The following is a 25,313-nucleotide window of genomic DNA, read 5'->3' as shown; positions in this document are numbered from 1 at the left end:
TCACGGCCCGCTTTCCCAAGCAAATTCATGCCGTTACGGCCCAAGGTTTCTTCCTCAAAATCGTCCTCTTCATCTTTGTGCACGCCCTCGACCAAGCCGGCATATAGTCCGCAACTTGGGTTACTTAGTTAAAAGTTGAGAGTTAAAAGTCAGATAGAATGAGTTTTAACTTTTAACTCTCAACTTTTAACTCCTCTCAAAATGCACACTGATACGTATGAACTCAACGCCACCGCTCCCGATTCGTTGGGGCCGGTGGCGTTGGTGCTGCTGGCCGCCGGGGCATCCACCCGCATGGGCCGGCCCAAACAGCTATTGTCCTACCACGGCCGCACCCTCCTGCGCCACGCTGCCGAAACCGCCGCGGCTACTGGTTGCGCGCCCATCGTCCTCGTCACCGGGGCGCTGCACGATGAGCTACTGACTGAAGTGACCGGCTTGCCCATCCAGGCCGCGCACAACCCCGACTGGGCAACGGGCATGGCCTCGTCAATCCGCACCGGCCTGACCGCCGTGGCAGCGGCCGAGCCCCGCGCCGTGCTCATCATGCTCACCGACCAGCCACTGGTGACACCGGAGCTGCTGCGGCAGCTCATCACGCAGCAGCAGGCCACCCAAGCTCCCATCGTGGCTGCTGCCTACGGCGATACACTGGGCGTGCCGGCCGTATTTGCCACCTCCATCTTTCCCGAGCTGCTCAAGCTGGAAGGAGCGCAGGGCGCGGGCCGCCTCATTGCGCGGCTGGGTACGGCCGTGGGGCAGGTAGCGTTTCCGGCCGGCCTGCTCGACGTGGATACGCCGGAGCAATACGCCGCCCTGCTGCGGGTGCCGCCCCGGTAGCGCGACAGCACCCACCACCGGTGGCGGGCCATGCTTACCTCCCTAAGCATGGCCGGACGCGCGCGGCGGGCCCTTCTTACTCCCCTAAGCATGACCGGGCAGCGGTGGCGGGCTCTTCTTATCCACCTACAGCGGTTTCCAAGTCCATGTACGGCGTTAAAAGTTGAGAGTTAAAAGTTAAAAACCAGACGTAGTGGGTTTTAACTTTTAACTCTCAACTTTTAACTGTTTTAAAAAATGTGCACTAACTCGGAAATTGCTCTAAGTATAGCCGGACGCGCGCGGCGGGCCCTTTTCTACTTCGTGCCCGATTCCAGCTTGCGCAGCTTATCGGCTTTCAAAGCCGTCACGGCCACCACCACCAGCGTCATCAGCCCGCCGAACACAACGCTGGGCACCGTGCCCATCAGCTTGGCCGCCGCGCCGCTCTCAAACCCGCCAATCTCATTGCTGGAACCGATGAAGATGTTATTCACCGCCGATACCCGGCCCTTCATGTACTCCGGCGTGTAAGTGTGGATGAGCGTGGAGCGCACAATCACCGAAACCGAGTCGAACACGCCCGTCAGGAACAGCAGGAACAGCGACAGCGCGAAGCTTTTCGACAGCGCGAACCCGATGGTGGCCAGCCCGAAGCCTGCCACGGCCCACAGCAGCTTGCGCCCGGCTCTCCGTTTCATCGGCAAATAGGTGAGCCACACGGCCATCAGCACCGAGCCCACGGCGGGCGCGGCCCGCAGGTAACCCAGGCCGTCGGGCCCGGTTTGCAGAATGTCTTTGGCGAAGATGGGCAGCAGCGCCACCGCCCCGCCAAAAAGCACCGCGAACAAATCCAGCGACAGCGCCGCCAGCACAATCTGGTTGGCAAAAATGAAGCGCACCCCGCTCAGAATGCTCTCACCCAGGTTCAGCCGCTCGCCCTCGCGCTCCGGCAGCGCCCGGCTGGCAATGCTGAGAAACAGCAGCAGCGAAAGCAGCATCAGACCCGCATCCACGCCGTAGGCGAAGCCCTTGCCCATCTGGGCAAACAGCAGGCCGCCGATGGCCGGCCCCAGCACCGCCGCTGCCTGCCAGCTGGTTGAATTCCAAGTCACCGCGTTCGGGAGCAGCGCCCGGTCGGGCAGTAGCTGCGGCATGAAGGAAAATACCGCCGGCCCCAGAAACCCGCGCGCGATGCCGCTCACGAACAACACCACGTACAGCATCACCACATACAGTGGAAACGAGGCCAGCTGCTGATTAGCAAACAGCGCCATGCCGCCCGGCCGGGTCAACAAAAACAAGCTCAGCGAACACAGAAACAGCAGCACCATCATGGGCACGATGATGCGCTTGCGTGGCACCGAATCGGCCACATGCCCGGCGTAGAGCGACACCGTGATGCTCGGGATGGCCTCGGCCAGTCCAATCAGGCCCAGGGCCAGCGGGTTGTTGGTGAGCTCGTAAATCTGCCAGCCCACCACCACGCCCTGAATCTGGCTGGCAACAATAAACAGCACCCGGGCCGACACCAGCCGGCGAAAATCGGGGATGCGCAGGGCCGCGTACGGGTCGTGGGCCGGCGAGGAATCAGTAGAAGGCAACATAAGGCACGAAAACCGCCTCCATGGCGGCCAGCGGCAAAGGTAGCCCGGCCGGCTCCCGGCCGTTTGGCTTAGCCGTGGGTTTGGCCTACCTTGCACCTCTCCTTTTCACTACCCGCGCAGCCCCAAGCAATGCACTCCTACGGCCTGGAAATAACGCCCCGCCCCGACTTGCCGGCCATCGTGGCCCGCTGGCAGCGCGAAATCACGGCTTCTGAGCTGCAGGCCGGCTATTTTGCCATCCTGGCCGCCGCCGATGCGCAGGGCTGCTGGCGCTGGCTCCTCGACCTGCGCCGCCGCGAGGAGCTGGCCTCGCCCGCGCTCACTACCTGGATGAACGCCGATTTTTTTCCCCAACTCATCAGCCGCTACGCTAATCCCGTGCGCATCGCCTTTCTGATTTCGCCGTTGCGGGCCGCTCACGGCCAGTCCGATAGCTCGGTGGCGGTCATCAGCGCCGCTGCCCGGCCCGACTCCAGCTACTTCACCGCGCTTTTTACCGACGAAGCCATTGCCTACCAGTGGTTGGCCCAATAAGACAGCAAGGGCTTTGTTTTTTTCTTCGGCAATTGAAACTTTTCTCACTTTTTTTTCTGCTTCGAAATTGAGAAAAGTGGCTTGGATGAAGTTTTGAGGAAGGTTGCGTCTTGGGAGCAAAAAGATTTTGTCTTTTTTCACTTTCTCCTGTTGCAGATATTCATTCGCTCGCTTTACATTTGGTCCGATAGTAGCGGAGTTTAACGCACCCGCATTCGTCGCCTCCCAATTTTTTTTCTCGGTAACTGCATACTATGGCCTGAAGCTCTACGTTCCCTTTATCCGTAGCCCTTTATGGACCTCTTGCAACCGAGCGACTCCGCGCTCATCTCGCTCTACCTGGCTGGCCAGGAATCCGCCTTCGCCATCCTCCTGGAGCGGCATCGCAGTCGTGCGTTCACGACCATCCTCCTCATCGTGCGCGATGAGGACCTAGCCGAGGACCTGTTGCAGGATACCTTCATCAAGGCCATTCACACCATGAAGAGTGGCCGCTACAACGAAGAGGGCAAGTTTGCCCCCTGGATTTGCCGCATTGCCCACAACCTGGCCATCGATTCGTTCCGGCGCGGCAAGCGGGTGCCCCACATCAGCCTCACCGACAACGACCGCCTCACCAATACCCTTACCATCGCCGACGACGGCCCGGACGATATTCTGTCCCGCGAAGAAACCCATACCCGCCTTCGGGCGTTAATTCAGCAATTGCCCGCCGCCCAAAAGGAGGTGTTGCTGATGCGCCACTATGGTGATATGAGCTTTCAGGAAATTGCCGATGCCACCGGCGTGAGCATCAACACGGCCCTGGGCCGGATGCGCTATGCGCTGATTAACCTGCGGAAAAAGATGACCGCCAATTATCCTCATTATGATTCAAACCTTACCCCATTCGACACTGCTCCAGTATGTGTACAACGAATTGCCGGCTGAAAGGCAGCGCGAGGTAGAGGAGCTACTGCAGCACGACCCCGACCTGGCCGCCAGCTGCGCCGACCTCCTTTTGGCCCAGCGGGCGCTCGACGGAGTACGTCGCGAACCCCGGCCCGAAACCTCCGAGGCCATTTTGCGCTACTCGCGCACTTTTTTAGCCAGGTACTGAGCCCGTTTGTATTTCTATTGCTGCCGCTCCGCCCGCATCGCAAGGCGTAGCCTGTAACTTTACCCGTACGGTCATGCTGCTCTGACAAGCGCAGCATGACCGTTTTATTTTTGCCTGTTTACCACCACCCCGCATGTCCCGCGCCGCCCGGTTTCGCTTCTTCCTCGACTACTTCACCACCAACTTTCCGGAGCCTAAAACCGAGCTGGCCTACGGCAGCCCGTATGAGCTGATTGTGGCCGTGGTGCTCAGCGCCCAATGCACCGATAAGCGCGTGAACCTGGTGATGCCGGCCCTGCTGGCCGAATTCCCAACGGCCGCCCACCTGGGCGCGGCCACGGCCGATGCTATTTTCCCCTTCATCCGCAGCGTTTCCTACCCCAATAACAAGGCCAGGCACCTGGCTGGCCTGGGCCGAATGATTACGGAGGAATTCGGGGGCGAAGTTCCGAGCCAGATTGACGAGCTGCAGCGCCTGCCCGGCGTGGGCCGCAAAACCGCCAACGTGGTGGTTTCCGTCATCTACAACCAACCCGCCATGGCCGTCGATACCCACGTTTTCCGGGTATCGCACCGCATCGGCCTCGTGCCCAAAGCCGCCACCACGCCCTTGGCCGTGGAGAAAGGCTTGGTTCGCCACATCCCACAGGAGCTGATTGCGAAGGCCCACCACTGGCTGATTCTGCACGGCCGCTACACCTGCGTGGCCCGCACGCCCAAATGCGGCATCTGCCCACTGGCCCCCAGCTGCGCTTATTTTGAGAAGAATGTGGTAGTGCCGGCAGCTAAAAAAATAGTAGCCGTTTAGCCTTATCAGCCGCTTGACAGGCGGTTTACCAGCCGTTACAGATATGTCCGGCCAAGGCAGCCGCACACGGCAGCATAAACCCGGCACTAGCGGGCACAAAACGTTGCTTGTTACAGTGTAACGCTCACCAAACTTTTATACTTACCGGGCAGCAGCCTCCAGAATCCGCTGCACGCGCTGGGCGAGTAGCTGCCGGTCGAACTCCCGCACCGCCAGCTGCCGACCATTGGCTCCGGCCGCTAGTAGTAGCTCGGGCTGCGCCAGTAGGGCTTGCAGCTGCGCTACCAAAGCGGCCACATCGCCGGCCGGTACATACCAGCCGCAACCGTGCTCCCCTACCAGTGCCTTAGTCCAGCCTTGGTTCGTGACGACCACCGGAGTGCCCACCGCCAGCGAGTCGTATAGTTTGGCCGGCGAATTGGCATCGAGCACCGGCAACCCCAGAAACGACACCACCGATACCTCGGCCAGCGCAAACCAGCCAAACACTTGGTGCCGCGCCTGCCCGCCCACCAGCCGAATACGGGCCGGCCACCGCGCCGCCGCCGCCGCAATCAGCGGCTCAAAGAAGCCGTGCCCCAGAAATACCCACACGGCGTCAGTATCGGCGGCCGCCATGGTTTCGGCAGCCGCCACCAGTTCCGGAATGCCATTGGCCCGCCCAAATGTGCCAGCGTAGAGAATAACCCGCTTGCCGGCCAGGCCTTGCTCCTGCCGCAGATTTTCAACCACGGCCGGCGTGGCGCGAGCGGCCAGCTCCAGGTCGGTGCCGTTGAGCACGGTGGTCACTTTCTCGGGCGCAATGCCCAATTCCGTCACGTAGCGCGTCATATCGGGCGAAAGCGGCAGTATGTGGGCCGCACTTTCATACAGCCGTTTTTCCAGCTGATACAGCTGCCGCCGGGCCAGCGCCGTGGGCACGGCCCCCATCGCAATCGGGAACGACGGCCACAAGTCCTGCACTTCAAACACCCAGGGCACCCGGCGGAACCGGGCCACCTGCGCCGCCGCCCAAGCCGCCGTCAGCGGCGTACTAATGCCCCACACCACGTCGGGCCTATCTATTCGCAAGCCTTCGCGCACGGCCCAGGCCGCGTAGTGCGCAAAGGCCAATGCGCGCCGGGCCGGCCCCATCTTGTTATCATAAGCGACCTGCACTTCGCGGATTTCTACCCCCGCCGGTACCCACGCAAACTCCCGCGTGAGCTGCTGCCCGCGCCAGGCCGGCGTGGTCAGCAGGGTCACGCGGTGGGTCCTGGCCAGGTGCGCCAGCAGCGTATAGTGCCGGCTGGTGGCCGGGCAGTCGGGGCTGGTGTGGTACTGGCTAAAAACGGCGATGTGCATAGTGTGTCAATGAGTGAAGGAGCGAATGAGTGAATGAGTGAATGATTGTGTGGCATTCACTCATTCGCTCATTCGCTCCTTCACTCATTGCCTTTTCGGTCGGTAGTGCGACTCGTTCAGCATGCGCTGGGCATCCTTTTCGGCCATCAGGCGCGCCAGGCTCACTTCGGGATGCTCGGCTACGTACTTGCGCACTATTTGCAGGCCCACCCACTGCCCCACACGGCCGGGGCAGGTTTTGTCGATTTCGGGCACGTTGGGGCGCTCGCCCACGTATTTCTGGAGCAAAAATGGCGTGGTAGCATACAGCAGATTTTTCTCCAGAAAGTGGCCCCAAACGCGCGCCTCATTGTCCTCAAGGCCCGCCAGCTCTCGACCGGTGTAGCCCATCAGCAGCGAATCGGGGGCGCAGGGCAGCACCTTGCTGGCAAAGTACAGGGACTTGCCCGCGTGCACCATTGCATCCAGCACCGTATTAGCGGTAAGCTCGTGGCGGTTGTATTTGCTCGATACGTTTTGCGCCAGCATGGGCAGCAGGCCGGTGGGCGTATAGCGTCGCAGCATGTACTGCGGCAAATCGGGCCGCTTGCTGGCTTTGGGGCCCACAAACCAGTCCAGACTCAGCACCAACAAGCTGTCGTTTACATAAATATCTTTGTTCAGGAAGCCACTCACGTAGGTCACCGTTGGCGGTACCCGAAAGTCGGGGAAATAGTAGTGCACCCGCCGAAACAGCTCGCCCAAGTCCTTGGTGAAGGCGGTGCTATCCGGGAAAGCCGCAGCCGTTTCGCGGCCCAGCTGCTGAAATGCGGCATTAGTAGCCAACTGGGGCAGGCCGCCAGCTAGTTCTTTCTCATTGGCGGGTTGGCGCTGCAGATAATACCGGGCAAACGCCCGGTTTGCATCCATAAACTGCTGGGCCTGGGCCGGAGTCTTTATTTTAAAGAGAGCCGGTTCCAAACGTTTCACCCGCATAGCTACCGCCGGAGCTTCGGCGGCGGCATCGGGCCGGCAGCCGTCGGCGGGGCCGCTTTTACAAGCGCCTAAGCTTAGGCTAAGCCCAACAAATAAGGGCAGCCAGTGCCGCCAGGCAAAATTATTCGTATTCACACGCGTTACTTTTGGGTAAAATTAGCCAAAACCCTCTGGCAGTTGGTGCCTGTCATCATTAATCTGTTCATTCGCCCTGTATGAAAAAAATATTCCTTGCCTTTGCAGCCCTTGTAGCATCGGTTGGCACCGCATCGGCGCAAGTCGAAATCGGCCTGAAAATCTCGCCCTCTATTACCAACCTGCGAGCCGAGTCGCCCACCGTCAACGCCTTTAAGAGTGACGGCAGCAAGTTTAGCTTCGGTGGCGGCTTGGTGGTCGACTACTTTTTCGGCGAAAACTACGCTTTCAGCACCGGCCTGTTACTCACGGGCAAAGGCGGCACCATCACCTACGCCGACAAAAAGGATAGCAACGGGATTGGCGGCGGGCTCAATTTCACGGCAACCCAAAAAATCAGCATGCAATACCTGGAGCTGCCCGTGAGCGTGAAGCTCTTTACCAACGAAATAGCCCCGGCCACGCGCGTGTACTTCCAGGTAGGTGCCTCGCTGAACGTGCCCATCGGCACGCGCATCAACGACAGCAAGTTCTACACCGACCCCGCCATTAACACCGAAACGAAAGCCAGCGACCATATTTACTTTATCGATGCCGACGCCCTCGCCGGGGCCGGGGTTGAGTACCAATTGGCCAAAAGCACCAAGCTCTTTGCCGGCATTAGCTACCACCGCGGCTTAGTCGACATCGACCGTTATTTCGAAAAGACCCGTGATTTCAAAGATGTGACTATCAAGAACAGCGGCGTGGCCCTGGATTTAGGCATCAAGTTTTAATCACAGATTCAACGAATCTCAACGCAGGAAACAGATTTTTTGTGGTTCCAAACGTTTTTAAAGTTCAAGTAAAGCAAAAGGTCCGGCTGCAAGTGCAGCCGGACCTTTTGTCTTTAGTCAGAGAACGTTTGGAACCACAAAAAATCTGTTCCATCCGTTGAAATCCATTGAATCTATGGTCTAGTCCACGATTTCAACTTCGCGGTCCTGCAAACGACTCATGGCGGCGGCCGACGAGCGCAGCTGAATTTCCTCGCCCCGCTCGTCTTCGATGCGGTAGTCGGTGAGGCCCAGGCTGCTGTCTTTCACCACTTTCACCCATTTGTAGTACTTGAGGTACCACTTCATCTGGCGCGAAACCAGCCCTTTGGTGTAGTAGGCGTGCAGGAACGGATGCACCGACAGTGTAATGCCCGACTGGTTTTGGTTCACCAGCAGGTCGTCGATGCTGTTGTCGATATCGTCCGTCACCTGAATGGAGGCCGAAATCTTACCCGTACCGCCGCAGGTGGGACACACCTCCCCGGTGATGATGTTCTCGGCCGGCCGCACCCGTTGCCGGGTTATTTGCAGCAGGCCAAACTTGGTGATGGGCAACACGGTGTACTTGGCTTTGTCGTGCTTCATCACATCGCGCACGGCATCTTCCACCTTCTTGCGGCTTTCCGCAGCGCGCATGTCAATGAAGTCGACCACAATAATGCCGCCCATGTCGCGTAGCCGCAGCTGACGAGCCACCTCTTTGGCAGCCAGCATATTAATCATCAGCGCCGTCGCTTCCTGGTCATTTTCCTGGTTGCTCTTGCTGCCCGAGTTCACGTCGATAACGTGCAGGGCTTCGGTGTGCTCGATGACAAGATAGCCGCCACCGGGCACCGTCACGGTCTTGCCAAACAGCGTTTTGAGCTGCTTTTCAATGCCCGTTTGCTCAAAGATTTTAATCTTTGAGTTATGCAGCTTCAGCAGGCCCAGCTTATCGGGCGCGATTTTTTGGAGGTAGTCGCGCATCTCGTCGTACATCGTCGGTGCGTCGACCATAATGCTGTCGAACGACTCGTTGAGCATGTCGCGCAGCATCGACGACGTGCGGCCGAGTTCGCCCAGCACTTTGTCGTTGGGCTTGGCCGTGCGCAGCGTGGTGGAGAGTTGTTCCCACTTCGCCACCATGTCCTGCATGTCCTTATCCAGCTCGGCTACCTCACGGCCCTCCGCCACGGTGCGGATAATGACCCCAAAGTTTTCGGGCTTAATGCTGGCGATGAGCCGCTTGAGGCGGTCACGCTCGCCCTTGCTCACAATTTTCTTACTAACGCTAATGGTGTTCGAAAACGGCATTAGCACGAGGTAGCGCCCGGCCATCGAAATGTCGGTGCTTACGCGAGGTCCTTTGGTCGAAATCGGCTCTTTGATGATTTGCACCACCATTTGTTGGCCTTTTTTGAACACGCTTTCAGCTTTGCCTACTTTTTCAAGTACCGGCTCAAACTTAAAGTCATTAAGGCCGGTACCCGACCGACCATTCTGTATCCCCCGCGCCCACTTCGTGAGGGAGGGATATTGTTCGCCAAGGTCGCCGTAGTGCAGAAACGCGTCTTTTTCGTAGCCGATGTCTACGAAAGCTGCGTTCAGGCCGGGCATCACCTTTTTCACGGTGCCCAGGAAGATGTCGCCTACTGAGTAATTGGTGTCGTTGCGGTCGAAGTGGTACTCAATGAGCCGCTTATCCTGCAACAACGCAATCCGCTCGCCTTCCTGAGTAGAATTAATCACTAATTCATTACTCAAAGCGTTGATTTAGTTAAGGTAACCTGCGGGCCAACCCACTGAAGCACTACCCCGAAACTGGCAAAGGGAAGCCAGAACCGATGGTTCTGGCTTCCCTCGCGAGCCACGGGAAAAGCACCCAGTAAGCCACACCCGGGAGGCTACGTGAGAGATTGACGGCTGGCTCCTTTCCCGTTAGGAAAACTGCCGGCCGCCGCTACGCCCCGTGAGGCTTACTTCTTCTTGTGACGGTTCTTGCGCAGGCGCTTCTTGCGCTTGTGGGTGGCAATTTTATGACGCTTTCTTTTTTTACCGCAGGGCATGATGCTTGGGGGTTAAGTTGGTGATGTTTTAGTTGTCAGTTTCTGATTGTCAGTTGTCAGGCTCATTGGGTTGCATTTTGCACTAACAACTGACAACGAGCAACTAACAACTATTTTAATTTGGCAATTTCCTCATCTACCGAAGCGGCCAGGGCCGGGTCGGCACTGAGGCTTTTGGCAGCCAGGAAAGCCGCTTTGGCTTCTTGTTTGGCACCGGTGCGGGCCAAAGTTACACCAAGGTAGAATTGGCCGTTCACGTTTTTCGGGTTGACTTTCACCAAATCCTGGAAACGCTTCACGGCCTTATCAAACTGGCTGCTTTGCACCGCTAAGATACCCATATTGTAGAGGGCTTTCTCGTTACGGGGGTCGGCTTCCAGCACTTCGCGCAGCAGCGTTACGCCCTGCACGGGGTTTTCGGAGGCCATATAAGCCATACCGAGGTTGGTTTTGGCATCGAGGTTGCCGGGCTCGTCCTTCAGCACTTTCGCGTAAAGCTCCCGGGCTTTGCCGCCGAGCAGTTTCACCCGCTCATCGGAAGCCGCAAAGCTAAACGCCTGGAAGTAGGCATCGGCGGCCTGCTGCCAGTTTTGGGCGCTGGGCCGGGCCAATGCCACCTGCTCCAGGTAGTACCCGGCGCTGTCGAACCGCTCCACGCTGTTGTAGCGGCGGGCCAGGGTGGTAGCCACCGTGGCTTTCGCAGCTGCATCGGGAGCAGCCTCATACTCGGCCAGCAACCGCGTCAGTTCCTGGCGCTGCACCGACGTGGCCGAAGTATGCGGAGCGGCATTAGGGCCATTGTTCTCAGTGGCCGTGGCCGGCACCGGGCCCGAAGACGCTTCTGTTTTAGAGCCGTTGGTGGCCATGCCGCCTCCGTCGCGGTTGGCGGTGGCGGCAGCATCTTTGCTCAGCTCCGATTTGCTCTCCTTGGGCTTCATGATGCCCTTGGGCAACACGAATAAGCCCCCGACCAGCGCAAGAGCGGCGGCGAGGATAACCAATTGATGCGTAGTGGAGCGAGTAGTAGCCATGGGCTGAAAACGCCTGCCGCCGGGCTTTTCCTCTCGGAAAAAACACCGGCGGCGGGGCTAAAAAATTAAGTAGCAAGCATTTAGTATTGAGCGAGTTGAGTATTTACTAAGCTCTCACTCAACACTAGATACTTAATTGCTGACAAAATTAGGCTTTGGCCGCAACGGCTTTCACCTTCTTGCTGTTTTTGATTTTTGCCACGAAGGTTTTCGATGGCTTGAAGCTCGGAATGTAGTGCTCCTCGATGATGAGCGACGTATTTTTCGAGATGTTGCGAGCGACTTTACGAGCACGCTTCTTGTTTACGAACGAGCCGAAGCCGCGTACATAAATGTTGTTGCCCTCGGTCATAGAATCTTTCACGACTTTGAAGAAGGCTTCAACAGTCATCAATACATCAGCTTTCTCGATGCCGGTCTTCGTGGAGATTTCGGCGATTACCTCAGCTTTCGTCACGTTGGTATGGTACTTAGGTGGTTAAAAAAATTACGTTGTCTAGGCAAAAAATCCCGAATTCCAGCGTAAGCCCTTGCCCGGTAGGCGGTTCGCCCCTGAATTCGGGCCACAAAGGTAGCCCCATTTTTTCGTTTTACCAATCCGGGCAATGAAACAGCGCCTGGAGCCAAATTATTCGCTTTCAAAATTTTGACAGAATCCATCTCTCAGCCTTCCTTTCTGGCGGCCGCGCTCCTGGCCTGGTATCCACGGCATCGGCGCGACTTGCCATGGCGGCATACCCGCGACCCGTACGCCATCTGGCTGTCCGAAGTTATTCTGCAACAGACCCGCGTAGCGCAGGGCCTCCCCTACTACGAAACCTTTCTGGCTGCTTATCCTACCGTGCAGGCGATGGCGGCCGCCCCGGAGGCGGAAGTGCTGCGCTACTGGCAGGGTCTGGGCTACTATTCCCGGGCCCGCAACATGCACCACACCGCCCAACAAGTGGTAAATGAGTACAATGGCCATTTCCCAACCACATACGCCGGCCTGCTGCAACTGCGGGGAGTAGGGCCCTACACGGCGGCGGCCATCGCCTCTTTCGCCTTCGATGAAGCAGTGGCCGTACTCGATGGCAACGTGTACCGGGTGCTGGCCCGCATTTTTGGGCTGCACTCGGACATTGCCGCGCCCAGCTCGCGCAAGGAGTTTCAGGCGCTGGCCGACCAGCACATTCCGGCGGCCACTCCGGCTGATTTCAACCAGGCCATTATGGAGTTTGGGGCCCTTCAATGCACACCGGCTAAGCCTGACTGCCTGTTTTGCCCCTTGCAGCAGCAGTGCTGGGCGTTTCAGCACGGGCAGGTGGCGCTGTTGCCGGTGAAGAGCAAGGCCAAGGCCTCGCGCACCCGCTACTTCCACTACTTCGTGCTGCGCCACGGCGAGCAAACCTATTTGCGGGAGCGCCGGGAGAAAGACATCTGGCAGGGGCTCTACGACTTTGCGCTGGCCGAAACCACCGTACCCGAATTGCCGCCCGCCGAGCTACTGCGCCACCTGGATGCCCTAGGCGCAAGCCTCGACACCAGCCAGGCCGCCGAGCCCAGCACGACCTATCGCCATGTATTGAGCCACCAGAAGCTGGAGGCACGCTTTCACTCACTGGCGCTCACGCAGCCGCTGCCCGCCAGCACGCTGCGCGACCTGGGCCTGCGAGCTTATTCGGCCGATGAAATTGAGGCGCTGCCCAAGCCCAAGCTGATTGACAACTATTGCAACCAAAATCTGCAACGCAGACCTTCCTAATATGATTAGATAATTTGGCCGATATTTTTAGCAAATACTTGTTTGTATCCCAAGTTAATTCTTTATCTTTGAAGCAGAAAAGGCCGGGTGGCCTTTTCAATTCTGTATTTCCTAACGCGCAATAATATGGCCGGAGTGAACAAGGTGATTTTGGTAGGCAACCTGGGCAAAGACCCCGAAGTGCGCCATTTGGAAGGCGGGGTGAGCGTGGCTCATTTTACCCTCGCTACCAACGAGTATTACAAGGACAAGCAGGGCAACCGGGTAGAACGCACCGAGTGGCACAACATTTCGGCGTGGCGCGGCCTGGCTGATATGGCTGACAAATACCTCAAAAAGGGTCAGCAAGTGTACATCGAGGGCAAGCTGCGCACCCGCCAGTACCAGGATAAGGACCAGCAGACCCGCTACATCACGGAAATCATCGCCGATGAGATTTCGATGCTGGGTGCCCGGCCCCAGGGCCCGGGCGCTCCGGCCCCCGATGCCAGCGGCACCGCGGTGCCCGAGCCGGCGCACAGCTTTCGGCAGGAGCCGGAGCTCGACCAACTGCCGTTTTAGCGGCCATCGGATGTTTTTTGGTACAGAGCCCCGGCACCAGTCCGGGGCTCTTTGCGTTGTGGGCGGCACGGGGCCACAAGTTACCTTTGAGGGGTAAGGCACCGACCAAGGCGGTGGTGCCGTGTTTCCAGCCTAACTATACGTGGTGTCGATATTGAATAAACTTCCGGGCCTGGTAGTAGGGCTGGCATTGCTGGCGGGCTGCTCGTCGGCTCCCGACTTCACGCCCAAGCCCAAGGGCTACAACCGCATCGATTTGCCGGCCCACCGCTACCAGCTGTTGGGCGGCGGGCACCCGTATGAGTTCGAATACTCGAAGGAAGCCGTGATAAAGCGGGATTCGTCGTACATGGCGCAGCCGCACTGGCTGAACGTGTACTACCCCAAGCTGCACGCCAACGTGCAGATTACTTACATGGACGTGCAGCGCGACCGCCGCCTCTACAATAAGATGATGGAGGATGCGCGCAAGCTCACGGGCAAGCATGAAATCAAGGCTACGGCCATTGAAGAGCGGATTTTGAAGACGCCCAGCGGCATGCGCGCCTCGGTATTTGAGCTGTCGGGCGAGGTGCCGAGTCAGTTTCAGTTTTACACCACCGACAGCACGCACCACTTTCTGCGCGGGGCGCTTTATTTCCGGACGGCCACGGCCAACGACTCGCTGGCTCCCGTGATTGAGTACGTGAAGGCCGACATGGTGCGGATGCTGAACACGCTACGCTACAAATAGCTTTCGTTTAACATGTATCAATTAACATTTAACGCGCTGATGCACAAGCTAACAGGCAACTCTTAGCCAATTTGTTAAATGATAAATGTTAATTGTTAAATGAAAAGATGAGTAACTTCTTCAATACCAGGCTCGAACATTTGCGCTCGGTAGGCAGCACCCAACGGGCCCAATTGCTGGGGAAAGAGCTGGGCTTGTTTACCTACGGCGATTTGATTCAGCGGTACCCGTTCCGGTACCTCGACCGCACGCAGGTATACAACGTGGCCGACCTGAACGACGACCTGCCCTACGTGCAGGTGCGCGGTATGCTGCGCGGCAAAGAGCTGATTGGCGAAGGCCCCAAGCAGCGCCTGGTGGCCAAGGTGGGCGACGGCACCGGCGAGCTGGAGCTGGTGTGGTTCAAGGGCGTGAAGTGGGTGCAGCAGTACACCCGCAACAACCAGGAATACATCGTTTTCGGCAAGCCGACCATGTTCAATGGCCGGCCCCAGATGGCGCACCCGGAGCTGGAAGAAGTGACGGAGGCCAAGCCCGGCCAAAGCTATTTGCAGCCGATGTACAACACGTCGGAAAAGCTCAAGAACTACCACCGCGTCGATAGCAAGGCTATTATGCGCATGGTGGCCGAGTTGCTGAAGCTGGCCCTGCCCCACGTAGTAGAGTCGCTCTCGCCAGCCCTGATTGAGCAGTACGCGCTGATGCCCAAGGCCCAGGCGATGCAGCAGATTCACTTTCCGCAGAGCAATGAGCTGTTGGCAGCGGCTAGGTTCCGGCTGAAGTTTGAGGAGCTGTTTTACGTGCAGCTGAAGCTGCTGCGGCAGCGCGACCAGCGCAAGGTGAGCCTGGCCGGGCAGATTTTCAACCAGGTACCGACGTTGGTGGATTTTTATAAAAACCACCTGACGTTTGATTTGACCGGGGCGCAGAAGCGGGTTATTCACGATATCTACAAAGATTTTTGCACGGGCCAGCAGATGAACCGGCTGTTGCAGGGCGACGTGGGCTCGGGCAAAACCATCGTGGCTTTCATCTCCATGCTGATGGCGGCCGACAACGGCGCGCAGAGCTGCATCATGGCCCCCACCGAAATCCTGGCCGACCAGCACTATACCGGCCTGAAAGTGTACGCCGACGCGCTGGGCATCCGGATTGGCAAGCTCACGGGCAGCACCCGCACCGCCGAGCGCCGCGTGCTGCACGAGGCCCTGCGCGATGGCTCCATGCACATGCTGGTGGGCACCCACGCGCTGCTCGAGGACGTGGTGCAGTTCCGCAACCTGGGCCTGACCATCATGGATGAGCAGCACCGCTTTGGAGTGGCGCAGCGGTCCAAGCTCTGGCAGAAGAATCCGCACGTCATCCCGCACGTGCTGGTGATGACGGCCACGCCCATCCCACGCACGCTGGCCATGACGCTGTACGGCGACCTCGACGTGAGCGTGATTGACGAGCTGCCGGCCGGCCGCAAGCCCATCGTGACCGTACACCGCTACGATGGCAACCGCCTGAAAGTCTTTGAGTTTATCCGCGACCAGGTTAAGATTGGCCGGCAGGTATACATCGTGTACCCGCTGATTGAGGAGTCGGAAACGATGGATTACAAGGACCTGACCGACGGCTACGAGAGCGTATCGCGGGCTTTTCCGGAGTTCCAAATCAGCATCGTGCACGGGCGCATGAAGGCCGAAGAGAAGGACTACGAGATGCAGCGCTTCATCAAAAAAGAAACCCAGATTATGGTGGCGACCACCGTGATTGAGGTGGGCGTGAACGTGCCGAATGCTTCGGTGATGGTCATTGAAAGCGCCGAGCGGTTCGGACTATCGCAGCTGCACCAGCTGCGCGGCCGCGTGGGCCGCGGGGCCGACCAGAGCTACTGCATTCTGATGACGGGCTTCAAACTGAGCAAGGATGCCCGCACCCGCCTTGAAACGATGGTACGGACTAACAACGGCTTCGAAATAGCAGACATCGACCTGAAGCTGCGCGGCCCCGGCGACCTGATGGGCACCCAGCAAAGCGGCGTGCTCGACCTGCTGATTGCTGACCTGGCCAAAGACGGCCGCATTCTGAGCGAGAGCCGGGCAGCCGCTCAAGCATTGCTAAGTGAAGACCCTAATCTGGCCAGCCCGGAAAACGGCAATATCCGGCGGCACATCGAAAGTCTACCCGCTTCGGCAGTCAACTGGAGCCGGATTAGCTAAGCGGGGGAGTACCAGCCGGGCAAAAAAAAACGACCTTATTAAAAGTCGTCTTTTTTGTTAGAACATCTCGGCGATGAGTCCGTTGCCGCTTTGTTGCGGCTGCTCCTGCTCTCGGGCAGGTTTCACCGGCTCAGAAGTGAGCACCTGATGCACCAAAACAACCGGGGCAGAGTTGGCAGCACCTTTAGCTTCAACTGGCTGCTTCGCAACCGCTTGCTCGGGCTGCTTTACAACCTTACCGGTGACGATAAGCGCTGCTAAAAGGGTAAATTTGAGAATTGACTTCATAACGATAGCAGATAATTGCGGGTGTAAAGGTAAGCCGAAGCTTGGGTTTGTTAAAGAAAAACATTCAAAAGGTCAAAATCCCCGACCAAAGCAGCGCCATTCAAATTGGAATTTGATGACCGATAATCCTTGTTTGGGGAGCTCCGATTGAGGCTCCTAAGCAGATACGAAGTAAACGGGCTTCCTGTACGGAAGTGACCACGGCAGTGTTATGCTTCGGCTACTTTTTTGTTAGCTAACGGAAGAGTTTCCCTGTCAGCAAAGAGTGAGAATAACGCGCAACAACCGCAATACGCTTACTTTTGAGCGTACTGGGCCCATTTTACCTACTCATTAATTTTCCCACTATCCCCAAATTTTATGTTGCAGCGCGTTTTACTTACTGGTCTCATAAGCTGGACAATACTAGGCAGCATCGCTCCGGCAACAGCTCAAAAAGTAAAATCAACTCCCTTCAGCTACCTGCCCGAACAAGGCGCTGACCGATACGACATGCGCGTGCCCCGCAAGACCCTGGCGCTGGCCGATGGCTCAGGCTTCGTGATTCTGGCCCACCAAAGCGCGGGCGGCTACGCGGTAGAGCGGTACGATGCCGACCTTAAAAAGCAATGGAGCACCACCATCCCGGTCACGCCCGGCGAAACGCTGGAAGCCTTTGGGCGCGGGCCGCAGCAGGCTTGGGTGGTGCTGCACCACAAAGACGACAATGGCCAGAACCTGGCCGTGGTGCCCGTGAACCTGCAAAGCGGCCAGCGTGGCCCCGCCAAAGTGGTGATGACTGCCGCCCCCCGCGACCGCCGGCTGGGCGTATCCATCTCGCCCGATGGCACCCGGCTGCTGGCCTTCCGCTACCTCACCCGCGAGCAGCAGGTGAAAAGCATCGCGGCCACGCTGTTCGACCAAAACCTCGCGCAGCTGGAAGAAAAGGCCTACGATTTTCGTGACCAGGGCGACTTCTTCTCCCCCGCCGTGCATGTGGCCAACGATGGCACGCAGTATGTGACGCTGATTAGCGACGGCATGAAAAAACTGACCGTGCGCCGTTACCCGGCTGGTAAATCCCCCGAAATCAAGGTACTGGGCGTGCCGGTGGGCGGCACTTTCGGGGGCCGGCCGGTCACCATTCGCGATGCCAGATTCACGGTCTTGAACGACGGCAGCCTCTACGCCGCCGCCCTGTGCGCGGATTATGCCACCGGCGAATACTACAGCCTGAAAGTGGTGAAATACGATTTCAGCGGCGCCGGCGATATGAAGTTTTCGCCGGAATTCCGCTTCACCCCCACTTACCTGGCCGAAGTGAGCAAAGCCAGCGGGCTCGACGTCAAGCGCCTGGACGATATTTACCTGGGTGAGTTGCTGCTGACTCCGGAGAAGCAGCTGGTAGTGGTGGCCGAAAAACATTTCGAAGAAGGCGGCAGCGAAGCCCCGGTGCACGCCCGTGAGCTGCACATTTTTGGCTACAACGAGTTCGGCGCGCCTACCTGGCACAGTATCGTGGCCAAAGACCAGGTGGCCCCGGCCGTGGATTCCTACACCGGCATCGGCTTCCGGGCGGCCGTGTTTGGCGGCACGGTACAGCTGGTCACCCTGGAAAACATCAACAAGAAATCGGACCTCTACCTACGCCGCGTGAATGCCCAAACCGGCGTGGTGAGCGCCCCCGAACGCTTGAAGCTGAACGTAGCCGACGACCGGCAACTAGCTTATGTGAAGGATTTCACGGCCTGGCTCAATGAAAAAACCATCATCGGCGTGAGCCGGCCGAGCAAAAAATCGGCAGCTTTGCAGCTGGAAAAAATCGTAGTGAAATAAGACGGAGTACCGCGAAATTCCATTTCGCTACGAGCGCAGCGAGTTGATGCAATACTGCATCAGCCTTGCGATTCTACTCGCTACGCTCGTGGCGAAATGGAATTTCGCGGTACTCCACCTAATAAGAAAAGGGCCGCCCCCATTCGGGAGCGGCCCTTTGCAATCGTCTAAAAAATCCAAAAACTCCGCCGCTAATCCGGCGAATCCGTGATTTAGACGGCGTACTCGTTGGCCGTAATCAGCTTGGCGGCGATGCGACGACGCGCCTCTTTCACGTTCAGCAATTCGGTTTTGGTGAAGCGCTTGAGGCCCATGAGCAGCAGGCGCTGCTCGTCACCCTCGGCCATGCTGCCGATGGCATCTTTGCCGGCCTTCTCCACGATGTCCACGGCATCGGATAGATACACGCGGGCAATGTCGGCTTCCACGGCCATAGCCTCTTCGCCCTTCGACGAAGCCTCCTTCTCCACGCGGAGCAGGGTGCTTTCGGCGATGTACACCTTGATGGACATGTCGGCGATGTTCATCAGCAGCTCCTGCTCTTTGGCAAGAGTAGCGGTGAACTTCTGCACAGCCGAGCCGGCCACCATCAGAATGGCCTTTTTCAGGTTGGCAATGGTTTTCAACTCCTTGGCGAACAGGCCGGTTTCTTCGTCCTGGCTCATGCTCGGGATGCTCAGCAACTCCTGCTGCACGGCCTGGGCGGGGCCCATCAGGTCGATTTCACCCTTCAGGCCCTTCTTCAAAATCATGTCAACGGCCAGCAGGCGGTTGATTTCGTTGGTGCCTTCGAAGATGCGGTTGATGCGCGAATCCCGGTAAGCACGGTCCATCGGGTAGTCGGCCGAGAAGCCGTAGCCACCGTAAATCTGCACACCCTCATCCACCACGTAGTCAAGCACTTCCGAGCCTTCCACTTTCAGAATAGCGCACTCCACGGCAAACTCACGGGCCGCGCCCAGCAGGGCTTCGTTGGCACCTTTGCCTTCGGCCATGAGCTGCTGCTCCATGCGGTAGATATCGGAACCGGCGCGGTAAATAGCCGATTCGACGGCGTAGATGCGGATGGCCTGTTGCGCCAGCTTGTAGCGAATCGCGCCAAACTTCGAGATGGGCATTTTGAACTGCACCCGCTCGTTGGCGTATTTCACGCTAAGGTCGGCGGCCATTTTGGTAGCGCCCAAGCAGGCAGCCGCCAGCTTGATGCGGCCAATGTTCAGTACGTTGAAGGCGATGAGGTGGCCTTTGCCAATCTCGCCCAGCACGTTCTCCGTCGGCACCTGCGCATCGGACAGGAACACCTGGCGCGTGCTGCTGCCTTTGATGCCCATCTTGTGCTCCTCGTTGCCGAGGCTGAGGCCGGGCGTGTTGCGGTCCACGATGAAGCCGGTGAACTTGTCGCCGTCAATCTGGGCAAACACGATGAACACGTCGGCAAAGCCGGCGTTCGTAATCCACATTTTCTGGCCGTTCAGCACGTAGTGCGTGCCTTCGGCATTCAGCACCGCCTTGGTTTTAGCCCCCAAGGCATCGGAACCGGAGCCGGGCTCGGTCAAGCAATACGCGCCCATCAGGGTGCCGTCGGTGAGGCCGGGCAGGTATTTGGCCTTCTGCTCATCGTTGCCGAAGTACAGGATGGGCAGCAGGGCGATGCCGGTGTGGGCCGCGAAGGCCACCGGGAACGAGTGGCCGCCGCCCACGCCTTCGGTCACGCGCAGGGCCGTGGGGAAGTCCATATCTAGGCCACCGAATTGCTCGGGCACACTCACGCCGAACAGGCCAAGCTGGCCAGCCTTTTCCATCAAGCCGCGCATAAGGCCCTCCTCGTGGTTGTCGAGGCGCTCCAGTAACGGATGCACTTCCGTTTGCACGAAGTCCAGACAGGTCTGGTGCATGTAGTTCTGCTCCTCGGTAAAGTCGGCCGGGGTGAAGACGCTCTGGGCATCGGTCGGCTTGATGATGAATTCGCCGCCCTTGAGGCTGGCTTGCTGCGTTACTTCCATGACGGTTTGGGGTGAGTGTGGAATTGAAAAGTATTAGGCACGCCTACTATTTGAAGAAACAACAGGCCTGCCGATTTAGTGTTGCAAGATAAGAAAAAATGTTAGGCACGCCTACTACTTTGCGTAAAGAAAACCCCGGATGAGCGGGGTTTTCTTTTTATTCAGAACGTCATGCTGAGCGCAGTCGAAGTATCTCTACCGCTTCGTTGGATTACTATTTACGACGAAGCGGTAGAGATGCTTCACTACGTTCAGCATGACTTTCTTTTAAGCAACGATGGCTACTTCAGCAGCTCGTAGATGCCGGCGACGCCCTGGCCGCCGCCCACGCAGGCCGTAACCATGCCGTACTTCTTGCCGCGCTCGCGCAGCTCGTCGAATAGCTGGATGCTGAGCTTGGCACCGGAGCAGCCCAGCGGGTGGCCCAGGGCGATAGCGCCGCCGTTCACGTTCAACTTATCCGGGTCGATGCCCAGCTCGCGTACCACGGCCAGCGACTGCGAAGCGAAGGCTTCGTTCAACTCAAACAGGTCGATGTCTTCCAGTTTGAGGCCGGCTTGCTTGAGGACTTTCGGCACGGCCTTGATGGGACCCATGCCCATGATGCGCGGGTCCACGCCCTCGGTGGCGTAGTTCACCATACGGGCGATGGGCTCCAGGTTCAGCTCCTTCACCATCCGCTCCGACATCACGAGCACGAAGGCCGCGCCGTCGGAAGTCTGGGAGGAATTGCCGGCCGTGACGGTGCCGTTGGCGGCGAACACGGGGCGCAGCCGGGCGAGGGCTTCCACCGAGGTGTCGGCGCGGGGGCCTTCGTCGGTATCCACCACGTAGGTGCGGTTTTTCTTCTTGCCGGTGGCGGCGTCCACGTAGGTTTCCTCCACCGTCACGGGCACGATGCTCTTGGCAAACTTGCCGCCCTGGATGGCTTTGATGGCCTTCTGGTGCGAGTTGTAGGAGAATTCGTCCTGGTCCTGGCGGGAGATTTTATAGTCGTTGGCCACGGCTTCGGCGGTGAGGCCCATGCCCATGTAGTAGTCGGGGTGCTTCATAGCCAGGGCGTAGTTGGGCACGGTTTTCCAGCCCACGGTGGGTACCATGCTCATGCTCTCGGTACCGCCGGCGATGATGCAGTCGGCCATGCCGGCCGAGATTTTGCCCACCGCCATGGCAATGGTCTCCACGCCGGAGCCGCAATAGCGGTTCACGATGAGGCCGGGCACGTTGATGGGCAGGGCCAGCAGCGAAATCAGGCGGCCCATTTGCAGGCCCTGCTCGGCCTCGGGCACGGCGTTGCCGACGATTACGTCGTCGATGCGCGTGGGGTCGAGGGCCGGCACTTCGGCCACAAGGTGCTTGATAACGGCGGCAGCGAGGTCGTCGGGACGGGTGAAGCGGAAGCCGCCCCGGGGGGCCTTGCCCACGGCCGTGCGGTAGCCGGCTACGATATATGCGGTGTTAGACATGTTATTTTAATTGTCATCCTGAGCGCAGCGAAGGACCTTATCACGCCTGCGCCACTAAGGTTTAAGACGCTAACAAAGGCAGCCGTGATAAGATGCTTCCTTCGTCAGCATGACAAATTGATTAGTTGCGTAGCGGCTTCCCAGTAGTCAGAATGCTCTGAATCCGCTCCAGCGTCTTGCGCTCGCCGCAGAGGCTCAGGAAGGCTTCGCGCTCCAAATCCAGCAAGTACTGCTCGCTCACTTCGGTGGGCGACGACAAATCCCCGCCGCACATCACGTAGGCCAGTTTATCGGCAATGAGCTGGTCGTGGGTCGAAATGTAGTTGCCCTGCTGCATGGCGTACACGCCGGTTTTGAACATGGCCAGCGCGCCCTTGCCGTGCACTTTCACGTTGGTTTTCGGCACGGGCTGGGTGTAGCCGGCATCGGCCATGTCCAGCGCGGCCGCTTTGGCTTGAGCGATAACGCGGTTGGAATTCACCACTACCTCGTCGCCCCGACGCAGGAAGCCCAGGTCGAACGCCTCGGCGGCGGAGGTTGAAACCTTGGCCGTGCTGATGGTCATGTAGGTGTTGCGCAGCAGGTTGAATTCCGGCTCGCCGTCTTCGTACTTGGCGGCGGTGCGCAGGGTCATTTCCTTGGTGCCGCCGCCGCCGGGAATCAGGCCCACGCCGAATTCCACGAGGCCGATGTAGGATTCGGCGGCCGCTACCACGCGGTCGCAGTGCAGGTTCAGCTCGCAGCCGCCGCCCAGCGTGAGGCCGTGCGGGGTGCCCACCACCGGGATGCTGCTGTAGCGCATCCGCATCATGGCCTGCTGGAACTGCTGAATCATCATGTTCAGCTCGTCGAAATCCTGGTCGAGCGCCTGCATGTACACGAGGCCCAGGTTGGCTCCGGCCGAGAAGTTCGGCCCGTCATTGCCCACCACGAGGCCGCGGTAGCCGGCTTCGGCCATCTCCACGCCTTTCAGCAGGCCCTGGATAACGTCGGTACCCAGCGAGTTCATCTTCGAGTGGAACTCCACGTTCAGAATGCCATCGCCGAGGTCAATAACTGATGCGCCGGAGTTTTTCCACAGCACTTTGCCGCTGGCGCGCAGGTTATCGAGAATGATAAAGTTCTCGACGCCCGGCACCGACTGGTAGCTTTTCGAGGCGATGTCGTAGAACTGACGCACGCCGGCTTCCGTCACCTTATAGAAGGTGGTGTGGCCGGCGGCCAGCATTTCCTCCACCCACGGGGCGGGGGTGCGGCCGGCAGCCTTGGCCAGGTCGAGGCCAGCCTGCACGCCCAGCGCGTCCCAGGTTTCAAACGGGCCCATTTCCCAGCCGAAACCAGCGCGCAGCGCGTCGTCCAGCTTGAACAGCTCGTCCGAAATCTCAGGAATGCGGTTGCTCACGTAAGCAAACAGGCTGCCGAAGCTCAGGCGGTAAAACTCGCCCGCCTTATCCTTGCCCGCCACCAGCACCTTGAAGCGGTCGGCCAGCTTCTCGATGGTTTTGGTCATTTCCAGCGTGGCGAATTTCACCTTCTGGCTCGGCTTGTACTCCATCGTGCTCAGGTCGAGCGCGTGGATTTCCGACTTGCCGCCCTCGCCCTTCACTTTCTTGTAGAAGCCTTGGCCGGTTTTGTCGCCCAGCCACTTGCTCTCGCCCATTTTCTTTACGAAATCGGGTAGCACGAATACGTCCTTGGCTTCGTCGTTCGGCAGGCCCTGGGCCAAGCCGTTGGCTACGTTGATGGTCGTATCGAGGCCCACCACATCCGAAGTGCGCAGCGTGGCCGACTTCGCGTGGCCAATCACCGGGCCAGTCAGCTTATCGGTTTCCTCCACGGTCAGACCAAGCTTCTGCATGGTCTGCATGGCGTCGAGCAGGGCAAACACGCCCACGCGGTTGGCGATAAAGCCGGGGGTGTCCTTGGCCAACACCACCGTTTTGCCCAAGTACAAATCGCCGTAGTGTTGCAGGAAACTCAGCACCTCCGGCTTGGTATCCGGGGTCGGAATAATTTCCAGCAGCTTCAGGTAGCGCGGCGGGTTGAAAAAGTGCGTACCCGCAAAATGCTGCTTGAAATCCTCCGAGCGGCCCTCGGCCAGCAGGTGAATCGGAATACCTGAGGTGTTGCTGGTAATCAGCGTGCCAGGTTTGCGGAACTGCTCCACCCGCTCGTAAAGGCTCTTTTTGATGTCGAGGCGCTCAATTACCACTTCAATCGTCCAGTCGCAACCGGCAATTTCCTTCAGGTTGTCATCGAAGTTGCCGGTTTTGATGCGGTTGGCGTCGGCCTTGCGGTAGAGCGGCGAGGGGTTGGCAACGATTGCGGCCTGCAACGCAGCATTCACAATGCGGTTTTTTACCGCCGGCGCGTCGAGCTTGAGGCCTTTCTTCTCTTCGTCGGGCAGCAGCTCTTTGGGGGCGATGTCGAGCAGCAGCACCTGCACGCCGATGTTGGCGAAGTGGCAGGCAATGCGCGAGCCCATAACGCCGGAGCCGAGCACGGCAACTTTCTTGATGGTTCGATTCATAATGGGTTTAAACTGTCATCCTGAGCATTCCGCGGATGAAGCGGCGACGAAGGACCTTATCACATTCGCGCCGCAGTGAATAATAAATCTAACGAAAGCAGCCGCGATAAGATGCTTCCTTCATCAGCATGACAACGATTTAGCGGAGGCTCAAGAAGCCGACGACTCCTGCCGCAACGGCTTGAGCACGAATTCTTCAAAGAGGGTTTTTCCTTCAATCATGCCCGTAATCTGGGCGGCTACTTTGAAGAACACATCGAGCTGGCTCTGCGAAATTTTCTCCCGCACTTTCAAATTGAAGTGCCGCACCGTCTGGCGCGAAACCTCTTTTTTCTCCAGTCCCATTTCTGTCAGGAAGATGCGCACCGAGCGTTTATCGACCGAGTCGGCCTGCTTATAAATCAGTCCCTTTTCCTCCATGCTCCGCAGGATGCGGGTGAGGCTACGGGTTTCGAGACCCAGCAGCGGGGCGATTTTGGTGGCCGGCGTGCCGCGCTCCTGGTCGATGTTCAGCAGCACGAAGCCGATGCTCGTGGTGATGTCATTCTGCGCGGCCTGGGTGTTATACATCCGCGAAATCGCGTGCCAGGCCACTTTTATGTTGTAATCGACGGTTTCTTCGGGTTTCATGGGCGGGCTGTAAGTGCGGTAAACTTACGAAAAATTTGTTAGGCTTGCATAACAGTTGGCCAAAAAGATGAGGCCAGCTTCAACTGGCACCGCAGGTCCGCCGGGGGAATAGTTTTGCCCC

The 25,313-nt window shown here is 58.5% G+C and carries 22 protein-coding genes and 1 pseudogene; 12 read left to right on the top strand and 11 right to left on the bottom strand.

The genetic code is table 11. From position 1 onward, the window contains the following. Together ABD819_RS21580 and ABD819_RS16740 are read left to right on the top strand one after the other, a co-directional pair. A pseudogene (locus tag ABD819_RS21580) lies at window positions 1-107 on the top strand (IS982 family transposase); the annotation flags it as partial. A 94-nt stretch (window positions 108-201) separates the two neighbouring features. Beyond that, complete coding sequence (locus ABD819_RS16740) at window positions 202-840, top strand: nucleotidyltransferase family protein (RefSeq protein ID WP_345126111.1); 639 nt, start codon at window positions 202-204, stop codon at window positions 838-840. A 296-nt stretch (window positions 841-1,136) separates the two neighbouring features. On the opposite strand, the gene ABD819_RS16735 is transcribed toward ABD819_RS16740, so the two are convergent. Continuing rightward, window positions 1,137-2,426, bottom strand: a complete 1,290-nt coding sequence (locus ABD819_RS16735) for an MFS transporter (protein WP_345126110.1) — start codon at window positions 2,424-2,426, stop codon at window positions 1,137-1,139. 129 nt (window positions 2,427-2,555) lie between these two features. Here ABD819_RS16735 and ABD819_RS16730 point away from each other — a divergent pair, with 129 nt between their 5' ends. From ABD819_RS16730 to nth, 4 genes are all read left to right on the top strand, one after another. Continuing rightward, complete coding sequence (locus tag ABD819_RS16730; RefSeq protein WP_345126108.1) at window positions 2,556-2,960, top strand: hypothetical protein; 405 nt, start codon at window positions 2,556-2,558, stop codon at window positions 2,958-2,960. A gap of 294 nt (window positions 2,961-3,254) precedes the next feature. After that, window positions 3,255-3,890, top strand: coding sequence for an RNA polymerase sigma factor (locus ABD819_RS16725; protein ID WP_345126107.1), 636 nt, complete (start codon window positions 3,255-3,257; stop codon window positions 3,888-3,890). Next, on the top strand, window positions 3,868-4,059 hold the full coding sequence (locus tag ABD819_RS16720) for a hypothetical protein (protein ID WP_345126106.1): 192 nt from the start codon (window positions 3,868-3,870) through the stop codon (window positions 4,057-4,059). The genes ABD819_RS16725 and ABD819_RS16720 overlap by 23 nt, the downstream gene beginning before the upstream one ends. A gap of 133 nt (window positions 4,060-4,192) precedes the next feature. After that, window positions 4,193-4,867: an endonuclease III gene (nth, locus tag ABD819_RS16715; protein ID WP_345126105.1), complete on the top strand. Its 675-nt coding sequence runs from the start codon at window positions 4,193-4,195 to the stop codon at window positions 4,865-4,867. A gap of 141 nt (window positions 4,868-5,008) precedes the next feature. Here the strand turns inward: nth and ABD819_RS16710 are convergent, their stop codons facing one another. Further along, complete coding sequence (locus ABD819_RS16710; protein ID WP_345126103.1) at window positions 5,009-6,211, bottom strand: glycosyltransferase family 4 protein; 1,203 nt, start codon at window positions 6,209-6,211, stop codon at window positions 5,009-5,011. Window positions 6,212-6,295: 84 nt separating this feature from the next. After that, window positions 6,296-7,321, bottom strand: a complete 1,026-nt coding sequence (locus ABD819_RS16705) for a gliding motility protein GldB-related protein (protein ID WP_486326957.1) — start codon at window positions 7,319-7,321, stop codon at window positions 6,296-6,298. Between the two features lie 80 nt (window positions 7,322-7,401). Here ABD819_RS16705 and ABD819_RS16700 point away from each other — a divergent pair, with 80 nt between their 5' ends. Continuing rightward, on the top strand, window positions 7,402-8,097 hold the full coding sequence (locus ABD819_RS16700; RefSeq protein ID WP_345126099.1) for a porin family protein: 696 nt from the start codon (window positions 7,402-7,404) through the stop codon (window positions 8,095-8,097). 180 nt (window positions 8,098-8,277) lie between these two features. On the opposite strand, the gene ABD819_RS16695 is transcribed toward ABD819_RS16700, so the two are convergent. The 3 genes from ABD819_RS16695 to ABD819_RS16685 form a co-directional block, all read right to left on the bottom strand. Beyond that, window positions 8,278-9,882 (bottom strand): Rne/Rng family ribonuclease, encoded by a 1,605-nt coding sequence (locus tag ABD819_RS16695; protein WP_345126098.1) that lies wholly within the window; start codon window positions 9,880-9,882, stop codon window positions 8,278-8,280. A gap of 412 nt (window positions 9,883-10,294) precedes the next feature. Beyond that, complete coding sequence (locus tag ABD819_RS16690) at window positions 10,295-11,215, bottom strand: tetratricopeptide repeat protein (protein ID WP_345126096.1); 921 nt, start codon at window positions 11,213-11,215, stop codon at window positions 10,295-10,297. Between the two features lie 148 nt (window positions 11,216-11,363). Continuing rightward, a complete protein-coding gene (locus ABD819_RS16685; RefSeq protein WP_046244842.1) occupies window positions 11,364-11,672 on the bottom strand; it encodes an HU family DNA-binding protein in 309 nt (102 codons plus the stop codon). A gap of 189 nt (window positions 11,673-11,861) precedes the next feature. On the opposite strand from ABD819_RS16685, the gene mutY reads away from it, so the two are divergent. The 4 genes from mutY (at window position 11,862) to recG (ending at window position 16,460) form a co-directional block, all read left to right on the top strand. After that, the gene (gene mutY / locus ABD819_RS16680) at window positions 11,862-12,959 is read left to right on the top strand and encodes an A/G-specific adenine glycosylase (RefSeq protein WP_345126093.1); all 1,098 of its coding nucleotides are present in this window, start codon (window positions 11,862-11,864) and stop codon (window positions 12,957-12,959) included. Window positions 12,960-13,085: 126 nt separating this feature from the next. After that, the gene (locus ABD819_RS16675) at window positions 13,086-13,520 is read left to right on the top strand and encodes a single-stranded DNA-binding protein (RefSeq protein ID WP_345126092.1); all 435 of its coding nucleotides are present in this window, start codon (window positions 13,086-13,088) and stop codon (window positions 13,518-13,520) included. Window positions 13,521-13,674: 154 nt separating this feature from the next. Further along, a complete protein-coding gene (gene gldD / locus ABD819_RS16670; RefSeq protein ID WP_486326956.1) occupies window positions 13,675-14,253 on the top strand; it encodes a gliding motility lipoprotein GldD in 579 nt (192 codons plus the stop codon). A gap of 107 nt (window positions 14,254-14,360) precedes the next feature. Next, window positions 14,361-16,460, top strand: coding sequence for an ATP-dependent DNA helicase RecG (recG, locus tag ABD819_RS16665; RefSeq protein WP_345126089.1), 2,100 nt, complete (start codon window positions 14,361-14,363; stop codon window positions 16,458-16,460). Between the two features lie 57 nt (window positions 16,461-16,517). On the opposite strand, the gene ABD819_RS16660 is transcribed toward recG, so the two are convergent. Next, on the bottom strand, window positions 16,518-16,748 hold the full coding sequence (locus tag ABD819_RS16660; protein ID WP_345126087.1) for a hypothetical protein: 231 nt from the start codon (window positions 16,746-16,748) through the stop codon (window positions 16,518-16,520). Between the two features lie 360 nt (window positions 16,749-17,108). On the opposite strand from ABD819_RS16660, the gene ABD819_RS16655 reads away from it, so the two are divergent. Continuing rightward, on the top strand, window positions 17,109-18,563 hold the full coding sequence (locus ABD819_RS16655) for a hypothetical protein (protein WP_345126086.1): 1,455 nt from the start codon (window positions 17,109-17,111) through the stop codon (window positions 18,561-18,563). A gap of 212 nt (window positions 18,564-18,775) precedes the next feature. On the opposite strand, the gene ABD819_RS16650 is transcribed toward ABD819_RS16655, so the two are convergent. The 4 genes from ABD819_RS16650 to ABD819_RS16635 all read right to left on the bottom strand — a co-directional run bounded on the left by ABD819_RS16650 (window position 18,776) and on the right by ABD819_RS16635 (window position 25,192). Then, window positions 18,776-20,566 (bottom strand): acyl-CoA dehydrogenase family protein, encoded by a 1,791-nt coding sequence (locus ABD819_RS16650; RefSeq protein ID WP_345126084.1) that lies wholly within the window; start codon window positions 20,564-20,566, stop codon window positions 18,776-18,778. A gap of 281 nt (window positions 20,567-20,847) precedes the next feature. Continuing rightward, window positions 20,848-22,032, bottom strand: a complete 1,185-nt coding sequence (locus tag ABD819_RS16645) for an acetyl-CoA C-acyltransferase (protein ID WP_345126082.1) — start codon at window positions 22,030-22,032, stop codon at window positions 20,848-20,850. A gap of 121 nt (window positions 22,033-22,153) precedes the next feature. Continuing rightward, window positions 22,154-24,562, bottom strand: coding sequence for a 3-hydroxyacyl-CoA dehydrogenase/enoyl-CoA hydratase family protein (locus ABD819_RS16640; protein WP_345126081.1), 2,409 nt, complete (start codon window positions 24,560-24,562; stop codon window positions 22,154-22,156). A 150-nt stretch (window positions 24,563-24,712) separates the two neighbouring features. Beyond that, complete coding sequence (locus ABD819_RS16635) at window positions 24,713-25,192, bottom strand: MarR family winged helix-turn-helix transcriptional regulator (RefSeq protein WP_345126079.1); 480 nt, start codon at window positions 25,190-25,192, stop codon at window positions 24,713-24,715. Between the last annotated feature and the right edge of the window lie 121 nt (window positions 25,193-25,313).

The organism is Hymenobacter antarcticus, from assembly GCF_039539545.1.
Lineage (GTDB): Bacteria > Bacteroidota > Bacteroidia > Cytophagales > Hymenobacteraceae > Hymenobacter > Hymenobacter antarcticus.
This window is presented reverse-complemented; position numbering and strand designations above follow the sequence as displayed.

Bases quoted from the DNA above. Each gene is read 5' to 3' on its own strand.
- ABD819_RS16700 (WP_345126099.1), top strand. From the start codon at position 7,402: ATGAAAAAAATATTCCTTGCCTTTGCAGCCCTTGTAGCATCGGTTGGC.
- ABD819_RS16740 (WP_345126111.1), top strand. From the start codon at position 202: ATGCACACTGATACGTATGAACTCAACGCCACCGCTCCCGATTCGTTG.
- ABD819_RS16735 (WP_345126110.1), bottom strand. From the start codon at position 2,426: ATGTTGCCTTCTACTGATTCCTCGCCGGCCCACGACCCGTACGCGGCC.
- ABD819_RS16710 (WP_345126103.1), bottom strand. From the start codon at position 6,211: ATGCACATCGCCGTTTTTAGCCAGTACCACACCAGCCCCGACTGCCCG.
- ABD819_RS16635 (WP_345126079.1), bottom strand. From the start codon at position 25,192: ATGAAACCCGAAGAAACCGTCGATTACAACATAAAAGTGGCCTGGCAC.
- ABD819_RS16640 (WP_345126081.1), bottom strand. From the start codon at position 24,562: ATGAATCGAACCATCAAGAAAGTTGCCGTGCTCGGCTCCGGCGTTATG.
- ABD819_RS16660 (WP_345126087.1), bottom strand. From the start codon at position 16,748: ATGAAGTCAATTCTCAAATTTACCCTTTTAGCAGCGCTTATCGTCACC.
- ABD819_RS16725 (WP_345126107.1), top strand. From the start codon at position 3,255: ATGGACCTCTTGCAACCGAGCGACTCCGCGCTCATCTCGCTCTACCTG.
- ABD819_RS16645 (WP_345126082.1), bottom strand. From the start codon at position 22,032: ATGTCTAACACCGCATATATCGTAGCCGGCTACCGCACGGCCGTGGGC.
- ABD819_RS16690 (WP_345126096.1), bottom strand. From the start codon at position 11,215: ATGGCTACTACTCGCTCCACTACGCATCAATTGGTTATCCTCGCCGCC.
- nth (WP_345126105.1), top strand. From the start codon at position 4,193: ATGTCCCGCGCCGCCCGGTTTCGCTTCTTCCTCGACTACTTCACCACC.
- recG (WP_345126089.1), top strand. From the start codon at position 14,361: ATGAGTAACTTCTTCAATACCAGGCTCGAACATTTGCGCTCGGTAGGC.
- ABD819_RS16650 (WP_345126084.1), bottom strand. From the start codon at position 20,566: ATGGAAGTAACGCAGCAAGCCAGCCTCAAGGGCGGCGAATTCATCATC.
- ABD819_RS16730 (WP_345126108.1), top strand. From the start codon at position 2,556: ATGCACTCCTACGGCCTGGAAATAACGCCCCGCCCCGACTTGCCGGCC.
- ABD819_RS16655 (WP_345126086.1), top strand. From the start codon at position 17,109: ATGTTGCAGCGCGTTTTACTTACTGGTCTCATAAGCTGGACAATACTA.
- ABD819_RS16675 (WP_345126092.1), top strand. From the start codon at position 13,086: ATGGCCGGAGTGAACAAGGTGATTTTGGTAGGCAACCTGGGCAAAGAC.